The following is a 19,971-nucleotide window of genomic DNA, read 5'->3' as shown; positions in this document are numbered from 1 at the left end:
GTATAAGCTTAAGTTTATACTAGATGCCTTCATCAATTCGACGATCTGTGAGCCGCTGATGCTGCATCTTTCACTGCGCCAACTGCGCGTTTTCGAAGCGGTCGCACGTCACAATAGCTACACCCGCGCCGCTGCCGAGCTGCATCTCAGCCAGCCAGCCGCCTCGATGCAGGTGCGGCAACTGGAAGACGAGATCGGATTGCCGCTGTTTGAGCGGCTCGGTAAACAAGTAGTGCTCACCGAAGCCGGACGCGAGGTGTTTCAGTCCAGTCGGCTCATCAATCAATCCCTGCGCGAGATGCAAGAGGTGCTCGAATCGCTCAAGGGGGTGAGTCGCGGCAGTCTGCGGATCGCGGTAGCCAGCACCGTGAACTATTTTGCGCCGCGCCTGCTGGCGATTTTTCAGCAGCGCCACCCGAAGATTGGGCTACGCCTCGATGTTACGAATCGTGAGAGTTTGGTGCAGATGCTCGATAGCAATTCGGTCGATCTGGTGCTGATGGGCGTGCCGCCGCGCAACGTCGAGGTCGAGTCGGAAGCCTTTATGGACAATCCGCTGGTGATCATCGCGCCGCCGGATCATCCGCTGGCCGGTGAGCGCACTATTCCGCTGGCGCGACTGGCGGAAGAGACCTTTGTGATGCGCGAAGAAGGCTCGGGCACGCGGCAGGCGATGGAGCGATTTTTTAGCGAACGCGGCCAGACCATCCGTCACGGGATGCAGATGACACGCAACGAAGCGGTTAAACAGGCGGTGCGCTCGGGGTTGGGATTGAGCGTGGTCTCGCTGCACACGATTGAGCTGGAGTTGGAGACGCGCCGGTTGGTGACGCTCGATGTTGAAGGGTTCCCAGATCGGCGGCAGTGGTATCTGGTCTATCGACGTGGTAAGCGGCTATCACCAGCGGCCAGTGCGTTTCGTGATTTTGTGCTGACTGAGGCGGCGGTGATTGCGGCGCCAGCGAATTTAGATGCCGTCTAAACATCGCGTATTGTGACAACAGCCGCCCCCTTGAAACCCCGCATCTTCTTCCCGCTGCTTGCCTGTATTCTGAGCGCCAGCTTCTGGCTGGGATTTGAGCACTGGATCAACACCGCGCCGCTGCCCGATCTGCGCGTTGCCACCTCCGCGCAATGCCTCGACCGCAATGGCCGCTTGCTGCGTGCTTTTCCAGTCACTGATGGACGCTGGCGACTGCCAATCACGCCGGATGCCGTCGATCCGCGTTATCTCACGCGCTTGCTGGCCATCGAAGATCAACGCTTTTATCAGCATTCTGGCGTCGATCCGCTCGCCCTGCTCCGCGCCGCTTGGCAATGGCTTCGCGACGGGCGCATCGTTTCCGGTGGCTCGACCCTCACCATGCAGGTAGCGCGACGACTCGACGGACGCTCCACCCGCACCCTCGGCGGCAAATTGCAGCAAATCCGGCTGGCGCTGGCGCTCGAACGTCAGCTCGACAAGAATGCGATTCTGACCGCCTATCTCCATCTCATTCCGCAGGGCGGCAATCTTGAAGGCGTGCGCAGTGGCGCGTTAGCGTGGCTTGGTCACGAACCGCAGCGTCTGACTGCCGCTGAATCGGCGCTGTTGATTGCCCTGCCGCAAGCGCCCGAAACACGCCGCCCCGACCGCAATCCGCAGGCGCTGCATCGTGCTCGGGATGCGATCTTGCAGCGTCTCCATGCCGCCGATCTCATCGACGCACTCGAATTGACCGCCGCTCGCCGCGAGCCGCTCCCGCATCAGCGCCGCCCGCTGCCGCTGTTAGCGGCGCATCTGACCGCTCGTCAGCAACATGCGCATCCCGAACGCGCCAGCCAGCATCTGACGCTCGATGCCCAGTTGCAACAGCGACTGGAAATCTTGGCTGCTGATCGCGCCGCTGCGCTCGGTGAGCGCGTCTCGCTGGCGCTGCTGGTCGCGGAACACACGACCGGCGAGATCTGGGCGGCGGTCGGCTCACCGGCACTGCTTGATGAAGCGCGGCGCGGTCATCTGGATATGACGCGCGCCATTCGCTCGCCCGGCTCGACGCTCAAACCCTTGATCTACGGTCTGGCTTTCGAGGACGGCATTGCCCATCCTGAAAGCCTGATCGAGGATCGACCGAGCGGTTTTGACGGCTATGCGCCGAGTAATTTTGACCGTGCTTTTCAGGGCACCGTCTCGGTACGCCACGCGCTGCACGCTTCGCTCAATATCCCCGCCGTGCGTCTGCTGCACGCCGTCGGGCCAGCGCGATTGATGGCGCGTCTGCGCCGAGCGGGTGTGCAACCCGTGTTACCGCACGGCTCCGCGCCCGGCTTGGCGATTGGTTTAGGAGGGATCGGCGTTCACTTGACGGATCTGGTACAGCTCTATGCGGCGCTGGCGCGTGGCGGTGCGCCGATTGCAGTGCGTGCGACACGCGAACCGGCGACCGCTGATCCGCTGATGCGTCCGGTACTCGATGCTCGCGCCGCCTGGCTGGTCAGCTCGGTTCTCGCGGGTGTGCCGGCTCCTGATCGCGCAAATGCTGCGCAGATCGCATTCAAAACCGGCACCTCTTACGGCTACCGCGATGCCTGGGCGCTCGGCTTTGATGGGCGTTGGGTGGTGGGTGTCTGGACGGGGCGGGCCGACGGTGCGCCCGTCCCGGGCTTGGCGGGCATCGACGCCGCCGCGCCGGTGCTGATTGACGTGTTCGCCCAGCTTGGGCCGCGCACCCCGCTGCCACCACCGCCGCCCGGGGTGCGCCCGCTGCGCCATGCGGAATTACCGGAGATGCTGCGGCATGTGCCAGCGGCGCATCGCACGGCCGATGCGACCGACACCCTAGAGATCGCCTATCCGCCCGCCAATGCCCGCATTGATCTGGGATTGACACGCGGCGGCTCGGCGACTGCGCTGGTGCTCAGAGTACGCGGCGGCACACCGCCGTTTACCTGGTTTGCCGATTCTGAGCCGATTGCCCGCGAACCGTTTTCACGCAACACGCATTGGACACCAAAGGGGTCAGGTTATATGACGCTGGTGGTGGTCGATGGGCGGGGGGCGTCGGCGCGGGTGCGGGTGCGGGTGGAGTGAGTGGGCAGCGATCAGCTTCAAGCTACCAGCTTAAAGAGTAAACTGACCATCATGGTGATATTGAATGCTGGAAGCTGGAAGTTGTGTCGCAACCCCGCTCCCAATAGACTGTTGCGCTTTATTTGCCGAGAGTTCCGATCCCGATGCGCACTTCCGAGTTTCCGCTCCAGACGATCAAAGAGACGCCAGCCGACGCCGAGATCATCAGCCATCGGCTGATGTTACGCGCCGGTCTCATCCGCAAACTTGCCGCTGGCCTCTACACTTGGTTGCCGCTGGGACTGCGCGTGTTGCGCCGCGTTGAGCGCATCGTGCGCGAGGAAATGGATCGCGCTGGGGCGCTGGAAGTGTTGATGCCCGCCGTGCAGCCGGCGGAATTGTGGCAAGAATCGGGACGCTGGGAGCAATACGGCCCGGAGTTGTTGCGCTTAAAAGACCGGCATCAGCGGGAATTTTGCTTCGGCCCGACGCATGAAGAAATCATCACCGAGCTGGCGCGTAACGAACTGAAAAGTTACAAGCAACTTCCGATCAATTTTTATCAAATTCAGACCAAATTCCGCGACGAAATCCGCCCGCGTTTTGGCGTGATGCGGGCGCGTGAGTTTCTGATGAAAGATGCCTACTCGTTTCATCTCGATCAGGAATCGCTTGCCGCAACCTATCAGCGGATGTACGAGACCTATTGCCGCATTTTCACCCGCTGCGGGCTGGATTTCCGCGCCGTGCGTGCGGATACCGGCAGCATCGGCGGCAGTGGTTCGCATGAATTTCACGTTTTGGCCAACTCCGGCGAGGATGCCATCGCCTTCTCGACCGCGAGCGACTATGCCGCCAATGTCGAGCTGGCCGAAGCGGTCGCCCTAGCTGCGCACGCCCCGACCCCAACCGAAACGGCGCGACTCGTCGCCACGCCGAACGCCCGCACCATTGCCGATCTGGTCGAGCAATTCGGCCAGCCACTTGAACGCACGGTGAAAACGCTGGTAGTCGCGGCCTCCGCTGAATGCGACGCGCCGCTGGTGGCACTGCTGGTACGCGGCGATCACGAACTCAACGCGATCAAAGCGCAAAAACTGCCGCAAGTTGCCACGCCACTGCGCCTGGCGACTGAGGCCGAAATTCGTGCCGTCATCGGCGCTGGCCCGGGATCACTTGGCCCGAAAGATCTGCCAATTCCGTGTATTGTGGATCGCACGGTTGCGGTCACTGCCGACTTTAGCGCCGGAGCCAATCAGGACGGTCAGCATTGGTTCGGGTTGAACTGGGAGCGTGATCTGCCGCTGCCCGAGGTTGCCGATCTGCGCAATGTGATCGAAGGCGATCCCAGCCCTGATGGTCAGGGTACACTGACGCTGGCGCGGGGCATCGAGGTTGGGCATATCTTCCAGCTTGGGCGCAAATATAGCGCGGCGATGAAAGCCACCGTGCTCGGCGAGGACGGCAAAGCGACGGTGATGACGATGGGCTGCTATGGCATCGGTGTCTCGCGGGTGGTCGCGGCGGCGATTGAGCAGCACCACGACGAGCGCGGCATCTGCTGGCCTGCGCCGCTTGCGCCCTTTGAAGTTGCATTGCTGCCGATGAAACTCGGCAAATCCTACCGCGTGCGCGAGGCGACCGAGACGCTCTATGCCGAACTCCAGGCCGCTGGCATTGATGTGCTGCTGGATGACCGCGATGCTCGGCCGGGCGTGATGTTTGCGGATATGGAATTGATCGGTATTCCGCATCGCATTGTGATTGGCGATCAAACACTCGATAACGGTCAGGTTGAATATAAAGGCCGCACCGATAGCGAGATGCAGTTGATTCCGCTTGATACCATCGTCGCGTTTATCCGCGAGCGTCTGCGTGTGATTTAATTTTAAACCGCAAAGGCGCAAAGAACGCAAAGTTAATTTTATTTTTTAATAAAAAATTTTTGTGTTTTTTGCGCCTTTGCGGTTTAAATAATGTATTCACCCACTTTCTTAAACAAAATCAGGATCGCCTGTGAATCAAGAAGCTTCCTTTAATCGTGATGAATTACTCGCCTGCGGGCGCGGTGAAATGTTCGGCCCCGGCAATGCACAATTACCGGTGCCTAATATGCTGATGATGGATCGCATCGTGCGCATTGCCAATTTTGGCGGTGCTAATGGCAAGGGCGAAATTCTCGCCGAATTGGACATTAACCCCGATCTGTGGTTTTTTGCCTGTCATTTTCCGGGCGATCCGGTGATGCCAGGCTGTCTCGGTTTAGATGCGCTCTGGCAGATGGTCGGCTTTTATCTCGGCTGGATTGGCAATCCCGGACATGGCCGCGCATTGGGTGTCGGTGAGGTCAAATTCACCGGCCAAGTCTTGCCGAATGCGCATAAAGTCACCTATCACATTGACATGAAGCGCGTAATTAGCCGCAAGCTGGTATTGGGCATTGGCGATGGCGTGGTGCAGGTCGATGGGCGCACCATTTATACCGCGAAAGACTTGCGCGTTGGGTTATTCACTTCAACCGATGGCTTTTAATCACGGTTTATGACGCGGCTTGATTTTTATAGCCTTGAATCCGACAGTCGCGGAGATCGGTTTCTTCTCGTCTGTCGGCTCGTTGAGCGGATTTGTGCGCAATCTTTGCGAGCATTGATTCTCTGTCCTGATCCAGAAGAAGCGCGGCATTGCGACCGCTTGCTCTGGACATTTAAGCAAGAGAGTTTTTTGCCGCACGGGTTAATTGGTCAAGTCGATGCGCAGTTGACGCCGATTTTAATTAGCGCCGATGCTGAATCGACGCATCATTGTAGTGTGCTCGTCAATCTCGGACGTGAATTACCGCCGGGCATTGACCGATTTGAGCGGCTGTGCGATCTCGTCGATAATAATCCGGCCATTCTTCAAGCTGGACGCGAGCGATTTCGCGCGTATCGTGCGCAAGGCTATACGCCGGAACATCATACGGTGCGCTTATAAATCGCGCCCGGATTCGCTATCGGACACAAGCGTTTTAATCGCTCGCAAGCGAGCGGCCCGTAACCGTTGTGGAATCAAGCGCGGTTCGGGTTCAGCGCGGGCAATGGCTCCGGCATCGACTGCCGCGACTGCGTGCAGCACCTGTCGCCAGCGTTCGGCTTGTGGATAGCTGCGTTCGGCATAGCCGCCGCGTCCGCGAAAATCAGCTTCGCACGCCGTCAACAGGTGCGCGAAGCGTTCGGGACGCCGCAGTGCGTCGCAGCGTTCCAACACATCGAGTATGGTGCTGGCGCGGAGTTCGTCGAATTTGTGAATCCGACCGTGTTCAGCAGTCACTAAGCGTGCGAGATCACGACAGCGCGCGGGCACGCGCAGCCGCTCGCACACCGCCTCAACCAACGGCAGGCCGCGTGCTTCGTGACCATGATGACTGGGCAGAATGTCGGGCGGGGTGGTGCCTTTTCCCAGATCGTGACAGAGCGCGGCGAACTGTACCTCTAGCTCAGTCGAGAGCCGCGCCGCCATGTCGAGCACCAGCATCGCATGAACGCCGGTGTCGATTTCAGGATGCCAGGTCTGGGTTTGCGGCACGCCCCACAACCGCTCGACTTCCGGCAACAGTCGCGCCAGTGCGCCACACTCGCGCAACACGCTAAAAAAGCGCGAGGGCTGGGCTTCACCGAGGGCGCGGGCCAGTTCCTGCCACACCCGCTCCGGCACCAGCGCATCGACTTCACCGGCGGCGACCATCTCGCGCATCAGCGCCTGCGTTTCTGGTGCAACCTGAAATCCCCAGGGCGCAAAGCGGGCGGCAAATCGCGCCAGCCGCAGAATCCGCACCGGATCTTCGGCAAATGCGGCTGAAACATGCCGCAATCTGCGTGCTTCCAGATCGGCGCGGCCGCCATAGGGGTCGATGATCTGTCCGCTGCGATCCATCGCCATCGCGTTAATGGAGAGATCGCGTCGGCGCAAATCCGCTTCGAGCGTGACGCTCGGGTCAGCGTGAATCTGAAAACCGTGATAGCCGGGGGCGGTTTTGCGCTCGGTGCGGGCAAGGGCGTATTCGTCTTGAGTTTCGGGATGGAGAAAAACCGGAAACTCCTTGCCAACTGGACGAAAGCCACGCGCTAACAGGTCATCAGCGCAAGCGCCGACGACGACATAATCATATTCGTCGGTGCTGCGCCCGAGTAGGTGATCGCGCACTGCACCGCCGACGAGATAGATGTTGAGTCCGGCGGTCAATTCGGAACCAGCGAAGGGATGAGCGGTCATGGGATGCGGCATGTACACTTTATTAAAAAATGTATTTATATCATTTAGTTAGGATTAAATCAGCAGCGCATGTCAGCCTTACGCCCCCTCTATATCGCCGGTCGCTTTCTCAGCCGCTTGCCTGTTCCTGACCCCGGCCCAACGCAACCATCGGAAACTGGACGCTCCGTTCCCTGGTACCCGGTCATCGGCCTGCTGATGGGCGCAGTGGCGACACTCGTCGCCTTCGTGCTGGTACGCGCTACTGCTCCGCCCGATGTCGCAGCGGCACTGGTCTTGCTGGTGTGGGTCTGGTCGAGTGGGGCGCTGCATCTCGACGGGCTGGCCGACAGCGCCGATGCTTGGATCGGCGGCCTCGGCAGTCGCGAACGCACGCTAGACATTATGAAAGACCCGCGCAGCGGCCCGGCGGCGGTCACGGTGATCGTGCTGACGTTGCTCGGAAAATGGGCGGCGCTCAAAGCACTGCTGTTGACCGGAACACTCTGGCCGCTGTGCCTGATTCCGATGTTGGCGCGGGCGCAAGTGCCGTTATTGCTGTTGACCACACCCTATGCGCGGACACAGGGTCTCGCTGCCGATCAATTTCATTATCTGCCACGACGGGCGGCATGGGTGAGCGTACTTGCCGCTGGAAGCGCGATGCTCGTGTTCGGCGGCTGGATTGGGCTGATGCTGAGTCTTGCCGCGCTCGCGCTCTACTGGCAGACGCGCCGCGCCATGCTTGACCGACTCGCTGGGTTTACCGGCGATACGGCCGGGGCATTGGTCGAGCTGACCGAACTGTTGACGCTGCTACTCTGTGCGCTGGTGATGCGCTGAATAACCGAATCGTGCGTCAAACTGATGACGCACGATTCACAGACTGCTTGAGGCGCTTACTGTCGCGCAGCGGGAGCTGCCTCCGGCGGCACAACTTGACACTGCAAGCCGGTCGCTTTCTGCACTCGCTGACACCAGGCCTGCGCTTCGGCGCGATTCGCCCAATCATGCGCCCGTAACCGATACGGCCCGCCATCACGCACCGGCGTAATCGCCAACTTCACGTTATTGAAGTGTTCGCCGTGAAACCGAAGCAAATCATCCTGATCCTGTTCCACACGCGCTAACACGCGCCCGGCTAACAACTGCACCTGCCAGCGGCTACTGGTGGTCGCGGCGGTGGGAGTCGCTGGCGGCGGGTCAGCACGGCGCGATGTGGTCGTCGATGCGTGCGGTTTTTCTACTGCTGGTCTTGGTACAGCGGGCGGCGCTTCGGGTGTAGTCGGCTTCGGCTCAACAGCATTAGGAATCGGTGAACGCGGAGCCGCCGGAATGCTCGTCTCAGGTGTACTCGCGGGCGTCGGCAATGGCGCTGGAACTGGAGTCGGCGCAACTGGCGCGGCGGGCAGGATCGGCGTCACGGGCGCGACGGCGGGAGTTGGAGCCAGCGCCGGTGCCGACACCGCATTCTCGGTCTCTAAACGCCGGGCTGGTTGAGGTGGTGCAGCCAGCGGCGGAGCTGGTTCACTGATCGGCGCGGGCGCGGGCGTTGTCGGCGCGGTGTTGCGCGATTCGGCGCGAGATTCCAGTAACTTCAACGCCCGTTCCAGCGAATCGGCATCCGACTGCGCCAGTTCGAGTGCGCCCGTCATCGGCGCTTTGAACTCCAAGTTTGGTCGAGTTTCAGCGGGCACCGCCGCGACCGTCAGGCTGTAAGTCAGGCTCGCTATCAACAGGCCGATGGTCGCACGGGTCAGAGTGTTATCGCGTTTCATAGGGCATTCAATTCTCTTGATTGGCTTGATTGGCTTGACGAGTTCTGAGCGTGGAAGCGTTCGCAGGATTCACATGTTATTTGAGTTCTCAACCTTCACCGCCGCGTGACACGCGCCGTAGCACCCAATCCAGCCCGCTGGTTGGCAGCAGCCGCTTGAGCGTGCCGAGCAGGTGCGTGGGGAAGGTGACATAATACCGCGCTTGCGGGCGCGGGCTTTCGAGCGCATGAATCAGCTTGGCATAGACCGCTTCCGGCCCCAGCGTAAAGGGTTGCGCCGGGCCAGCTTTGGTCAGCCGCGCTTCAGCCCGCTGATAGGCGTCGCGGTGAACACTGTGCTCCGGCACAATCTGCGCCCGAAAAGCGCGGTGGGCATTATCACGAAAGCGGCTCTGAATCGGCCCCGGCTCGATCAACGAAACCGAAATCCCTGAGCCGTAGAGTTCCAGCCGCAGCGTATCTGTCAGCCCTTCGAGCGCATATTTGCTGGCCACATACGCGCCGCGATAGGGCAGCGGCACGAATCCCAGCACCGAGCTATTTTGCACAATGCGTCCGTGTCCTTGACGGCGCATCAGCGGAATCACGCGGCAGGTCAGGTCATGCCAGCCAAGCAAATTCGTTTCCAGTTGCGCCCGCAATGCCGCTCGGCTCAGATCCTCAACCGCGCCCGGCTGACCGTAAGCGCCATTGTTAAACAGCGCATCAAGCCGTCCGCCGGTCAGCTCCAACGTCTGCGCCAGTGCCGCGCTGATGCTTTCTGGCGCATCCAGATCGAGTTGCACGGCGTGTAGCCCATCGCCGGCCAGACGCGCCACAGCGTCCGGTTGCCGCGCTGAGGCGATCACCTGCCAGCCACGCTGCGCGAGATGATGCGCACAATACTGGCCGATCCCGCTGGAACAGCCGGTTATCAGAATCGAGCGCGAAGAGCTTGCAGACATTGGGTACCTATTTGGACAATCTGAGTTCGCCCATTAACGCCAATCTGAGCCGCGCCCGCAACCGGATTTGACGTTAGCGCCCCGGCTCCACTAGCTGAGTCGCTGCTGTTCGCGTGTCAAGATCAATCCAGTCATCAATCATTGAGTCAAATGCGAGGAATTATGCCATGCCGATCTATGAATACCGTTGTGAACACTGTGGACATGCATTGGAGGTCATGCAAAAAATCAGCGATGCACCGCTGATTGATTGCCCAGAATGCAGTCAACCGACGCTCAAAAAGCAAATTTCAGCGGCGGGTTTTCGCCTCAAAGGCGGCGGTTGGTACGAAACCGATTTTAAGAAATCTGGTGATAAAAAGAAAAATCTACACGATAGCAGTAGTGGCGAGAAAAAAGACTCGGCGACCAAATCCGATAGCGCGAAAAGCGAGAGCGCATCGAGCACGACGAAGCCCGCTGCGACGCAGAATGCCGCCTGAGTTCTGAGTTCAACGAGTCGAGCCTGCCAGGGATGGCGAATCGCCAACAGTGCGCGAACGCATTCGCGCCAATTCATCATCCATCATGCGCATTCAATATAAAGAGGACGGGCTAATGCAAGCGATAGGCTGGAAATATGTGCGTGTTATCGCGTTAAGTCTCGCCGCGATTCAATTAACAGGCTGTAATACCATGCCAGACCGTACCGCAATGAGCGGTGGTTTAGCATTGCTGGAAGCAGCATCCATTACCGATGCCCAGATGATGCAAAAAGCACAAGCAGCAGCACAGGCACTGGATCAAGAAAATACACTCGCTTCAGCCAATAGCGCCTATCAAAAGCGCGTCAATAAGCTGGCAAAAAATCTGAAAAGCGTGAATGGTGTACCCCTCGATATTAAGGTGTACATGAAAAACGAAATCAATGCCTTTGCGATGGCCGATGGCACAATTCGCATTTATTCAAAATTGATGGATTCCATGAATGACGATGAACTGCTATTTATTATCGGCCATGAAATGGGGCATGTTGCTAAAGGCCATACCGCACAACGGATGCGGGCGGCGCTCTTGACGCAAGCTGGACGCAAAATTGTACAAAGCACAGCGGGCGGTACCATTGCTGCTTTAACAGCATCGCAACTCGGTGATTTAGTCGAAAAAGTGATTAACGCGCAGTTCTCGCAAGCCAATGAGCGCGAAGCTGATGATTTTGGTTTATTGACATTAAAACAGAATGGCGGAAATCCAGTCGGAGCGGCAACCGCATTAGAAAAGCTGGCGACTATGAGTGGTCAAGGCTCGAATTTTGTCACGCAGATGGTTGCGACCCATCCTGAGCCAAGCGCACGAGCAGCGCGGATACGCAAGGCATTATGAGGTTTTTCAAAGTTTTTCAAAGTAGGGTACGCAGTGCGTACCCTACTGCTACGAAGCCGCATTATTTCTCCCTATCATCCGCCAAACAATCCAGCAACTCAGTTTGCGCTAATTCCGCTTTTAGTAACATTTGCTTTAAATCTGCTGGGGATTGATGAGCGCGTATCCCCTCAATCAATTCCGCCATCAGTGTTTGTATCTGCGTCAATCCCAATGTACCAGCTGCACCTTTGAGCGTATGTGCTATCTGATGCGCGGCGCTATAATCAGCTATGTCGAGCAATTGGCGTAATTGTGGTAAATCCGTACTATGATTGCAGACATACTTATCGAGAATCCGCATATAGATATTCAGGTCACCACGCACCATACGCAAGCCAAACTCAAGATCGACCCCAGCACATGCACGCAGGCGTTCAATCCGTGCAGGAGCTGATTTAGATTCGGTTTTTATTGTTAAAGCGGCTGCAACTGTATTCGCTGCTGGTCTGCGTGCTAACCATTTCAACAGCATGGCATATAAATGTGGCGGATCAACTGGCTTAGGAATATGGTCATCCATGCCGGCATCGAGATAAATCTGCCGCTCCTCTGCAAATACATTCGCAGTCATAGCTAAAATCGGGCAAGGCGACCAATCATGACGCGCACGTAATTGACGTGTCGCCTGTACGCCATCAAGTTTTGGCATCTGAATATCCATTAAAATCAGGTCATACTGCGCACGACAGGCCAGTGCAATTGCATGTTCACCTGAAATAGCTAAATCGACCTGCAATCCAGCGAGTTCGAGCAAATTACGGATGACTTCTTGATTGATTTCATTATCTTCAGCAACCAAAATTCGCGCTCCAGCAAAGGTCTCGCGGAGCCGCTGTTCGGTCGCCGCTTCCGGTGCCGTGGGCAATGACGCGAGCGCATCTGTATTTAAACTTTTGCCCAACCGTACAGTAATCCAAAAACGACTCCCCCGCCCAAGCTGACTTTCGGCGCCCGTTTCGCCCCCCATAAGCTGCGCGAGGCGCTGGGTAATGACCAGCCCTAAGCCAGTGCCTTCAAACTGGCGTGTTGTCGAGTAATCAACTTGCGAAAATGGCTGAAATAAACGCGCTAGATCGGTCGGCGCAATGCCCAATCCAGTATCAAAGACTTCAAACCGAATTAAAACATCTGTCGGTGTTTCGTCAAGCACCTCGGCGACGAGCTTCACTTCACCAGCCCGCGTGAATTTAATCGCGTTTGAGAGATAATTCAGCAACGCCTGTCGTAAACAAGCCTGATCGCCATGCAGCACCGGCGGTAAATTCGCAGTTTGCCGACTAAAATGTAACCCTTTAGTGCGAATTTGTCCTAATATTAATGAATCAAGTTGTTCAAATAAATCTTGAGTTGGGAAATCCTGAGCGTGCAGGGTAAATTTACCCGCCTCGATTTTTGAAACATCCAGAATATCATTGATAATCGAGAGCAAATGATTGGCCGAATGTTCAATTTTAGTCAAAATATCGCGGGATTTTGGCGATGCTGATTGATCGCGGATTAACAGATAGGTCAGCCCAAGAATGGCATTCAACGGTGTGCGAATTTCATGGCTCATATTGGCCAAAAATGCGCTTTTAGCTTGATTCGCCGCTTCGGCTTGAGCGCGAGCTTCGGATAATTGCGTGGTGCGTTCCGCAACTAAATCTTCAAGATGAGAGCGATAGGTTTCTAATTCGTCTTGAATGCGCTGGCGTTCGGTGAGATCAATATCAACGCAATACATTTGCGCTTGACCATCTGGGCCACGTAACATGACATGGCTCGAAAAAACCCGCACCGGCGAACCATCAGCACGTTTAAGTGTTAATTCACCGGCTGGAATCGGCGGCCCACCTGCAACCCAAGCATTCACACCGGTGATCAGTGTTTCACGCATGGAGTCTGGAATAATCAGATCTTCAAGCTGACGCCCAAGTGCTTCTTCAGCGCAATAGCCATAAAGCGCGGTGCTTGCCGCATTCCAATAAATTAGCCGACGATTACAGTCATAACCCTGCACTGAAATCGCTTGAATTTGCTCAAATAGCGCATGAAAACGGGTTTCAGTATCCCAAGCATCGGTGCTCGGAATATCGGTGTTGTACGTGGTCGATAATTCATCCATGCCAGACCTCGGAATCGCTTGATAACGTGCAGGGTGGTGAAAATCAATTCTCACCTTGCGTGACAGCGTTTGTAGAACGCTGCTAAGGTTAAACTATGGCACACAGCCGATCTAGGGGCGCGGTAGGCATTTTGGCGCATAATTATTGTGTCGTAGCCGCTGTGTGCCGCCTGAACCCTGTCAACATTTTGCTGTAAGCGAGGATTGATGTTCCGTGGAACTGCATAGTTTTATCGTGTCCGCTATTGTGCTCCTGACCGCTGCCGCGCTCTCGGTGACGCTGTTTAAGCATTTGGGGCTTGGCTCGATTCTGGGCCTATTGGTCGCCGGAATTGCGGTCGGGCCGCATTCGCCCGGCCCTTATGTCACCGCGCATGTTGATGCGGTGCGCAATTTCACTGAACTTGGGGTGGTATTGCTGCTGTTTATGATCGGGCTGGAGATGCAACCAAAACGGCTCTGGGCATTGCGCCGCGAGGTATTTGGACTCGGCACGGTGCAAATTCTGCTTTCAGGATTATTTATTGCTTTTTATCTATCGTTTTATTCCCCATCTTGGCCAGTGGCACTATTGATGGGATTGACGTTGGCACTGTCTTCAACTGCATTGGTAATGCAGCTTTTACACGAACGCGGCGATTTAAGCACCCGCCACGGTACGACCGCATTTGCCGTATTGTTAATGCAAGATTTAGCCGTTGTTCCACTGCTGGCTATTGTACCGCTGATGTCCGATCTCGGGCGCACCAGTGAATCAGTTGCTTTGAGTCAACAGGTGTTACAGATCATCGTACTGGTTGGCTTGGTATTAGTTGCTGGACGCTATGTGGTGCCATTTGTATTAGATCGATTATTACGTCAAAACAACCGCGAAGCCTTTGCTTTGGTCGTATTGCTATCGGTTTTTTTAGCAGCTTGGGCGATGCACGAAGCTGGATTATCGATGGCGCTCGGCGCATTTATGATGGGAATGCTGCTGTCAACCACGCGCTTTAGTTTTCAAGTGCAAGCGCATGTTGAGCCATTTAAGGGCTTGTTGATGAGCCTGTTTTTTGTTGCAGTTGGAATGTCAATTGATTTACCAGCGATTGCTGCACATCCGTGGTTACTGGCGCAGCATGTTCTGATTATTCTGGCGATTAAGCTCAGTGTCTTATTTGTAATCGCTGTGTTATTCGGCTTGCCACGCGGTATGGCAACGCGCGTAGCGTTTTTATTGGCGCAAAATGGTGAATTTGGCTTTGTTTTATTTGGCTTTGCGAAAACACTGGGCTTGATTGATGATGCAACCTTTGTCATTGCGCTCAGTGTGATTTCAGTGAGCATGATGCTCACGCCTATTTTAGTGCGGATTGGCGATCAGGTCGCACGGCGGCTGGAGCGGCGTCCGAGTGCAATTCAATCGTTTGATTTAACGACAACGGGAGTGTCGCCAAAAGATCGCGTGGTTATCGGCGGTTATGGGCGCGTTGGGCATACAATTGCGACCCTACTAGAAGTGAATCAAATTCCATTTATCGCCTTTGACACCAATCCAGCGCATGTTGAGCAAGGGGTGCGCGATGGGCGACCGGTATATTATGGAGATATTGGCGATATGGAATTATTGATGGCAGCGCATGTAGAAAGCGCAGTGTTAGTGATTTTAACCATTGACCACGGGCCAACCGCATTGCGGGCGGTGTCGCATATTCGCCAAGCGTATAATCACGTTCCGGTGATTGCGCGGGCGCGTGATCTCGATGCCTGTGGCAGTTTAATGCGGGCGGGAGCAACGCGAGCGTATCCTGAAGCGATTGAAAGCAGCTTGCGTTTAGGCGCTGAGGCGTTATCAATGCTCGGCGTTTCGACAACCGAGGTTGAGACCTTATTGCAAAATGTGCGCGGACAGAATTATGCGCAAGTTGTTGAGTAAATAACATTGAGTAAATAAAATACGGCTTCGGGCTTTTAGCGATTATTGGCGTTTAATCGTGCTTGCGCTGACTACCGCACCATAAAAAACACCGCACCCGCTGGAGAGAGTCATCCCATCCAGCGAGCGCGGTGTTTTTCTAGCGTCGTCCCAGCGTATTTAAACGCTGGAATGAACGACTACTACCAACGTGCGCCGCCGCCACTGCGCGCCGGACGATCCGAACGCGGCTTGGCTTGATTGACGCGCAGAGGACGCCCCTTGAGCGGAGTCTCATTCAGACCCTTAATGGCCGCATCGGCCTCGGAATTGCTGGGCATTTCGACAAAAGCAAAACCTTTGGAATCACCGGTGAATTTATCGGTGATAAGGTTTGCGCTTTCGACATTGCCGTAGGCACCAAAGGCCTCGCGTAGATCGTCTTGGGTTACGCTGTAAGCCAGGTTGCCAACATAAATATTCATCAGTCTCGTCTCGTGGGGAACTGCGCATCGATTAAAAGGAACTCCGCTGCCGGCCGATGCGCCCGCTGGCTGGAGTAGATGCGGTCGGGCCGAAGCCGTTCCGCGAAAATTGGTCGTGCCAATCAAATCAGTATCAGACTGCAATCAGACCGTAGCGCGTGGCCGGGCACCGCCATGACTGCGCCCGTTGGTCGTCTTGCGGGCATGACTGCGTGGATGCGCGGTCTGGGCACGTTGATTGCCTTGCTCACGTCCATCAGCACGCGGACGGGCATGATGCTTGCGCGGTGCTGGCGATTGTCGGCGCACATCGGCTTGCAAGGTTTCATCGGTCGCGCCGCGTTCGGCAAAGCCGTCGATGCGCTGTACGTCGATGCGCCGTCCGAGTAACCGCTCGATGCCTGCCAATAAACCGCGCTCATCGGGGCTAATCAGCGAAACAGCGGTGCCATCTGCGCCAGCGCGACCGGTGCGGCCGATGCGATGCACATAATCTTCTGGCACATTCGGCAACTCAAAGTTGACAACATGCGGCAAGCGGTCGATATCCAGACCGCGTGCGGCAATATCCGTCGCCACCAGCGCCCGTAATGCACCGCTTTTGAACTCAGCCAGTGCCCGTGTACGCGCACCCTGACTCTTGTTACCGTGGATCGCCGCCGCCGTGATGCCATCGCGCTCAAGCTGTTCAGCGAGTCGATTTGCGCCATGCTTGGTGCGGGTGAAAATCAGCACCTGCTGCCAATCGCCGTTCAAAATCAGATGCGACAGCAGCGAACGCTTGGCATCGCGTGCCACCGGATGCACGATTTGCGTCACAGTCTCGGCGGCGGTATTGCGCGGCGCAACGTCGATCCGCAACGGATTACGCAGTAAACCGACGGCGAGTTGCTCGATCTCGCGGGAATAGGTCGCGGAGAACAACAGATTTTGACGAGCGGCAGGCAGCAATTTAAGGACGCGCCGAATATCATGGATAAAACCCATATCCAGCATTCGATCCGCTTCATCGAGCACGAAAAATTCGATTTTGGACAGATCGACGTTGCCCTGTGACACATGATCGAGCAAGCGGCCCGGCGTGGCGACCAGAATATCAACACCGCGTCTGAGCGCAGTGGTCTGCGGCCCCAGCCCAACCCCGCCGAAAATTTGCAGCGCTTTTAGGGGCAGATGCTGACCATAGGTACTGACACTCTCGCCCACCTGAGCCGCGAGTTCACGAGTCGGCGTCAACACCAATGCGCGGGGAGCGCGGTGCCGCGCATCAGACTGACTCAACCGCTGCAACATCGGCAGCGTAAACGCAGCAGTTTTGCCGGTGCCGGTTTGGGCGGCAGCGAGCACATCGCGGCGGGACAGAACAGCGGGAATAGCTTGAGATTGGATCGGCGTCGGCTGGGTATAGCCCTGCGCCGCGATAGCACGCAGCAGTTCGGCCGAGAGGCCGAGCGCGGAAAACGACATGAAAGCTCCTGGGTCGGCCTACCCAGGAATCAGCGTCTGGGCCGGTCTAGGCGTAGGGTACGTAAGAGTCGTGACGGGTGAACCATTGGCGGGAGATCAACCGAGAGACAGGCCGCGCCGACCGGATGGCGCGTGGTGTATGACCCGTCACCATACGCGAATCTGCACCGAATGCAACCGTTATTTTACGCTATTTTTCTTAGGGTACGCTGTACACACAACAAGCGTATTCTCATCAATCTATAGATGCTGTCCCGAACAAATCACCACTAACTGATTGCCATGAATCACCTTGAGCAATCTAAATTTACGCATTGCAACATTTTACTGTTTATCCGTGTAAACGAAATCTCTGAATAATCTTATATCCATCAGCACCTTTGTCGTAACGAAGCTCCAGCTTCGTCATGTCTTTAATTAGCTGCGGGTCACGAAGCTGGAGCTTCGTGACCAGAAAGCTTCACCAATGATTTCAATAGCGCGTACTAGCGCAAACAACAGCATTCGGTTGCTATCCAATTCTGAACGCTGGCGTCCTTCGATAAATTGACGTACATCCTCCGCTGCTTCAATCATATGCAAAAAGCGAATGCGATCTTTATCGTGCATATTGAACCTCAGCAGTTTGCAATACTTCATCACGAAAATGGCGTGATAGATCGTGCGGTGTGCGTAAATCAACCGGACATCCGCCAAGCATTTCCGATAATTCCGCTTCCATCCCCGCTAAACGCAGCAGTCCTAGAATATGCTCAGGATCGAACTCAACTAATAAATCAATATCGCTATCAGGTCGAGCGAATCCAGTTAACTGCGAACCAAACAGCGACAAGCGACGGATATAATGCCGCTCGCAAAATTCGGCTAAAGCATGTTGATCGAGAGATAAAGCAACGCGCATCGAATAATTTTCAACCTCCAGTTATCAATTTATTTTAGTACCCTACGCATTACGCGCCAAATTCAACGCCAACAGCCGTTGTAATATCACGTCGTCTGGTAATTCGTGTGTGCAATCTTCCCAGCCGTAAGCTTGTGCGACGGCAATATCAAGGACGCAATGGGCGTTGATTAGCCAGGCGGGTGGTTTATTGTATAAATTGGTGAGGGTGCGTTGTTTTAATGCGGTTTCATGGCCGGGTTTGGCAATGGGGCGGCTAGGAAATCCAGCTTGTTGTTCTTCTGGGGTAATGACCCAATCAACCCATTCTTTTGGATTGAGCCAGTTATTGCGGAGTGTATTGAGTTGATGGGCAGCGTTGGCAATAGCGCGGGCGCGTTCTTTTAATTCATCAGCGACGATTGGGCTAATAGCTCCGCTGTCGAGGGTTTCGGTGCCGTGTTTAGTATCGGCTGGGGTGAGGCCAGCGGGAAAGGGGAAGGTTTCAAAGGTTGTGGTTGGGGTGTAGCGTGGATCATTTCCTTTTCCCAGCCAAGTGCAGAGACGCAATGACCAGAGTTCGTGAAAACGTGAATGCAAAATGCCAAAGGTTGTGTCGTCAGAGCGGGCGATAATTATAAGCTGTTGATCGGGAAGAATGCAGGTGTCTAACCATAAAAACATTCTATGTTTAGCCGTCATTGGCGTTGCAATCGCTCGCTTAATATCTTTAATCGCATTTCGTAAACCTGAACGTGGCTCTTCGTGAATCCACCAACGCGCACGAGTTTTTTCACGTCTAACGGTATCTCGATAAGGTTTTACATTTTTTGAAATGTACTCAAATGGTAGTTCATACAAAGCTGCCTGTTCTTCAGGTAGATTTGTACCAAAATCAATAATCCAAGTATCACTTGATCGTCCGGTTACGCTTCTGCCGTTTAGCCAAGGTTTGACAACATCACTATTCCTGCATCCGTTCGGATTTGGTTCTTTTAACCACGAACGCGCTAAATCACCAGAAATATCAAAATCACCATATTTTTTCGTACCTTGAAAAGCAATTTTATTTTCAATGAGCCGAACAGCTTTAGTGAAATCTAATTCAGCGCCAGAACTACTTACAGCTTTATCAGTTAAATCACTATTGATTCCAGTTACAGATTTACCATTTAGAAAATTTTTGCCAGCATTTACATTGCCAAATACAATTAACGATACGCGAACAGCAGCGCCTTCGTTAATCCAAGGTTCATCGCTCCATGCGTGAAAAATCTGGGTGCTTTGGTTAATTCGATCAAGTACAGGTCGATTAGTTGGCTGACGAATCGAATTAGTTGCCACCAATCCCGCCGCCTGAGCCTGACCCGATTCAATCTGCGCTCGTGCTTTTTCAAACCAATAACACACCAAATCCGCACCCGCTGGAACGCGCCCCGAATACACGCGCTCCAACCGCTCAAAGACCGCATCTCCCAACGCTCGACGCTTTTTACTGCCACCCAAAAACGGCGGATTCCCGACAATCACATCCGCTGGCGGCCATTCGGCCTCACTCCCATCCGCATTCAATAACGCATCCCGATGCGCAATCCCCTCTAACGGACGCAAAATTGGATTCATTGCCGGTTCATATTTATTGCGCCGACACCACTGAATATCCCCAATCCACACCGTCACCCGCGCCAATTCCGCCGCAAACTCATTAACTTCCAATCCCAACACATTATGCGGCCC

General features: G+C 55.5%; 18 protein-coding genes. 9 read left to right on the top strand and 9 right to left on the bottom strand.

The annotated features are described in order from the left end of the window. Positions 1–61 precede the first annotated feature (61 nt). From BLW10_RS05370 to BLW10_RS05350, 5 genes are all read left to right on the top strand, one after another. A complete protein-coding gene (locus BLW10_RS05370) occupies positions 62–982 on the top strand; it encodes a LysR family transcriptional regulator (RefSeq protein WP_091332920.1) in 921 nt (306 codons plus the stop codon). Between the two features lie 30 nt (positions 983–1,012). Then, entirely contained in the window at positions 1,013–3,070 is a 2,058-nt protein-coding gene (gene pbpC, locus BLW10_RS05365; RefSeq protein ID WP_091332917.1) for a penicillin-binding protein 1C, read from the top strand. Between the two features lie 143 nt (positions 3,071–3,213). After that, on the top strand, positions 3,214–4,935 hold the full coding sequence (locus tag BLW10_RS05360) for a proline--tRNA ligase (RefSeq protein WP_091332844.1): 1,722 nt from the start codon (positions 3,214–3,216) through the stop codon (positions 4,933–4,935). Positions 4,936–5,065: 130 nt separating this feature from the next. Further along, positions 5,066–5,581, top strand: coding sequence for a 3-hydroxyacyl-[acyl-carrier-protein] dehydratase FabA (gene fabA / locus BLW10_RS05355; RefSeq protein WP_091332842.1), 516 nt, complete (start codon positions 5,066–5,068; stop codon positions 5,579–5,581). Between the two features lie 9 nt (positions 5,582–5,590). Beyond that, the gene (locus BLW10_RS05350; protein ID WP_091332840.1) at positions 5,591–6,022 is read left to right on the top strand and encodes a DNA polymerase III subunit chi; all 432 of its coding nucleotides are present in this window, start codon (positions 5,591–5,593) and stop codon (positions 6,020–6,022) included. Here BLW10_RS05350 and BLW10_RS05345 read toward each other — a convergent pair. After that, positions 6,017–7,300 carry a multifunctional CCA addition/repair protein gene (locus BLW10_RS05345; RefSeq protein ID WP_091332915.1) on the bottom strand — a complete coding sequence of 428 codons (1,284 nt, stop codon included), beginning with the start codon at positions 7,298–7,300 and terminating at the stop codon, positions 6,017–6,019. The two genes, BLW10_RS05350 and BLW10_RS05345, sit on opposite strands and share 6 nt — an antisense overlap. A 69-nt stretch (positions 7,301–7,369) precedes the next feature. On the opposite strand from BLW10_RS05345, the gene BLW10_RS05340 reads away from it, so the two are divergent. Continuing rightward, complete coding sequence (locus BLW10_RS05340) at positions 7,370–8,122, top strand: adenosylcobinamide-GDP ribazoletransferase (protein WP_091332838.1); 753 nt, start codon at positions 7,370–7,372, stop codon at positions 8,120–8,122. Positions 8,123–8,178: 56 nt separating this feature from the next. Here BLW10_RS05340 and BLW10_RS14405 read toward each other — a convergent pair whose 3' ends face one another. Further along, positions 8,179–9,057: an SPOR domain-containing protein gene (locus BLW10_RS14405; protein WP_091332836.1), complete on the bottom strand. Its 879-nt coding sequence runs from the start codon at positions 9,055–9,057 to the stop codon at positions 8,179–8,181. An 88-nt stretch (positions 9,058–9,145) separates the two neighbouring features. Further along, positions 9,146–10,000 (bottom strand): SDR family oxidoreductase, encoded by an 855-nt coding sequence (locus BLW10_RS05330; RefSeq protein WP_091332833.1) that lies wholly within the window; start codon positions 9,998–10,000, stop codon positions 9,146–9,148. A 167-nt stretch (positions 10,001–10,167) separates the two neighbouring features. On the opposite strand from BLW10_RS05330, the gene BLW10_RS05325 reads away from it, so the two are divergent. After that, positions 10,168–10,482: an FmdB family zinc ribbon protein gene (locus BLW10_RS05325; protein ID WP_091332831.1), complete on the top strand. Its 315-nt coding sequence runs from the start codon at positions 10,168–10,170 to the stop codon at positions 10,480–10,482. A 49-nt stretch (positions 10,483–10,531) separates the two neighbouring features. Further along, positions 10,532–11,362 (top strand): M48 family metalloprotease, encoded by an 831-nt coding sequence (locus BLW10_RS05320; RefSeq protein WP_143117018.1) that lies wholly within the window; start codon positions 10,532–10,534, stop codon positions 11,360–11,362. A gap of 61 nt (positions 11,363–11,423) precedes the next feature. Here the strand turns inward: BLW10_RS05320 and BLW10_RS05315 are convergent, their stop codons facing one another. After that, a complete protein-coding gene (locus BLW10_RS05315; protein WP_091332827.1) occupies positions 11,424–13,508 on the bottom strand; it encodes a PAS domain-containing hybrid sensor histidine kinase/response regulator in 2,085 nt (694 codons plus the stop codon). Between the two features lie 214 nt (positions 13,509–13,722). Between BLW10_RS05315 and BLW10_RS05310 the strand changes: the two genes are divergently transcribed. Then, entirely contained in the window at positions 13,723–15,423 is a 1,701-nt protein-coding gene (locus tag BLW10_RS05310) for a cation:proton antiporter domain-containing protein (protein WP_091332825.1), read from the top strand. A gap of 182 nt (positions 15,424–15,605) precedes the next feature. Here BLW10_RS05310 and BLW10_RS05305 read toward each other — a convergent pair whose 3' ends face one another. The 5 genes from BLW10_RS05305 to BLW10_RS05285 all read right to left on the bottom strand — a co-directional run bounded on the left by BLW10_RS05305 (position 15,606) and on the right by BLW10_RS05285 (position 19,959). After that, positions 15,606–15,887: an RNA recognition motif domain-containing protein gene (locus BLW10_RS05305; protein ID WP_091332823.1), complete on the bottom strand. Its 282-nt coding sequence runs from the start codon at positions 15,885–15,887 to the stop codon at positions 15,606–15,608. A gap of 144 nt (positions 15,888–16,031) precedes the next feature. Further along, on the bottom strand, positions 16,032–17,354 hold the full coding sequence (locus BLW10_RS05300) for a DEAD/DEAH box helicase (protein WP_091332821.1): 1,323 nt from the start codon (positions 17,352–17,354) through the stop codon (positions 16,032–16,034). Between the two features lie 417 nt (positions 17,355–17,771). Then, positions 17,772–17,963, bottom strand: coding sequence for a HepT-like ribonuclease domain-containing protein (locus tag BLW10_RS05295; RefSeq protein WP_091332819.1), 192 nt, complete (start codon positions 17,961–17,963; stop codon positions 17,772–17,774). Beyond that, positions 17,953–18,255 (bottom strand): nucleotidyltransferase family protein, encoded by a 303-nt coding sequence (locus BLW10_RS05290; protein WP_091332817.1) that lies wholly within the window; start codon positions 18,253–18,255, stop codon positions 17,953–17,955. Before BLW10_RS05290 ends, BLW10_RS05295 begins: the two co-directional genes overlap by 11 nt. Before the next feature lie 42 nt (positions 18,256–18,297). Continuing rightward, on the bottom strand, positions 18,298–19,959 hold the full coding sequence (locus tag BLW10_RS05285; protein WP_342707509.1) for a DNA methyltransferase: 1,662 nt from the start codon (positions 19,957–19,959) through the stop codon (positions 18,298–18,300). Positions 19,960–19,971 lie beyond the last annotated feature (12 nt).

The organism is Allochromatium warmingii, assembly GCF_900107145.1.
Taxonomy (GTDB): Bacteria; Pseudomonadota; Gammaproteobacteria; order Chromatiales; family Chromatiaceae; genus Thermochromatium; species Thermochromatium warmingii.
This window is presented reverse-complemented; position numbering and strand designations above follow the sequence as displayed.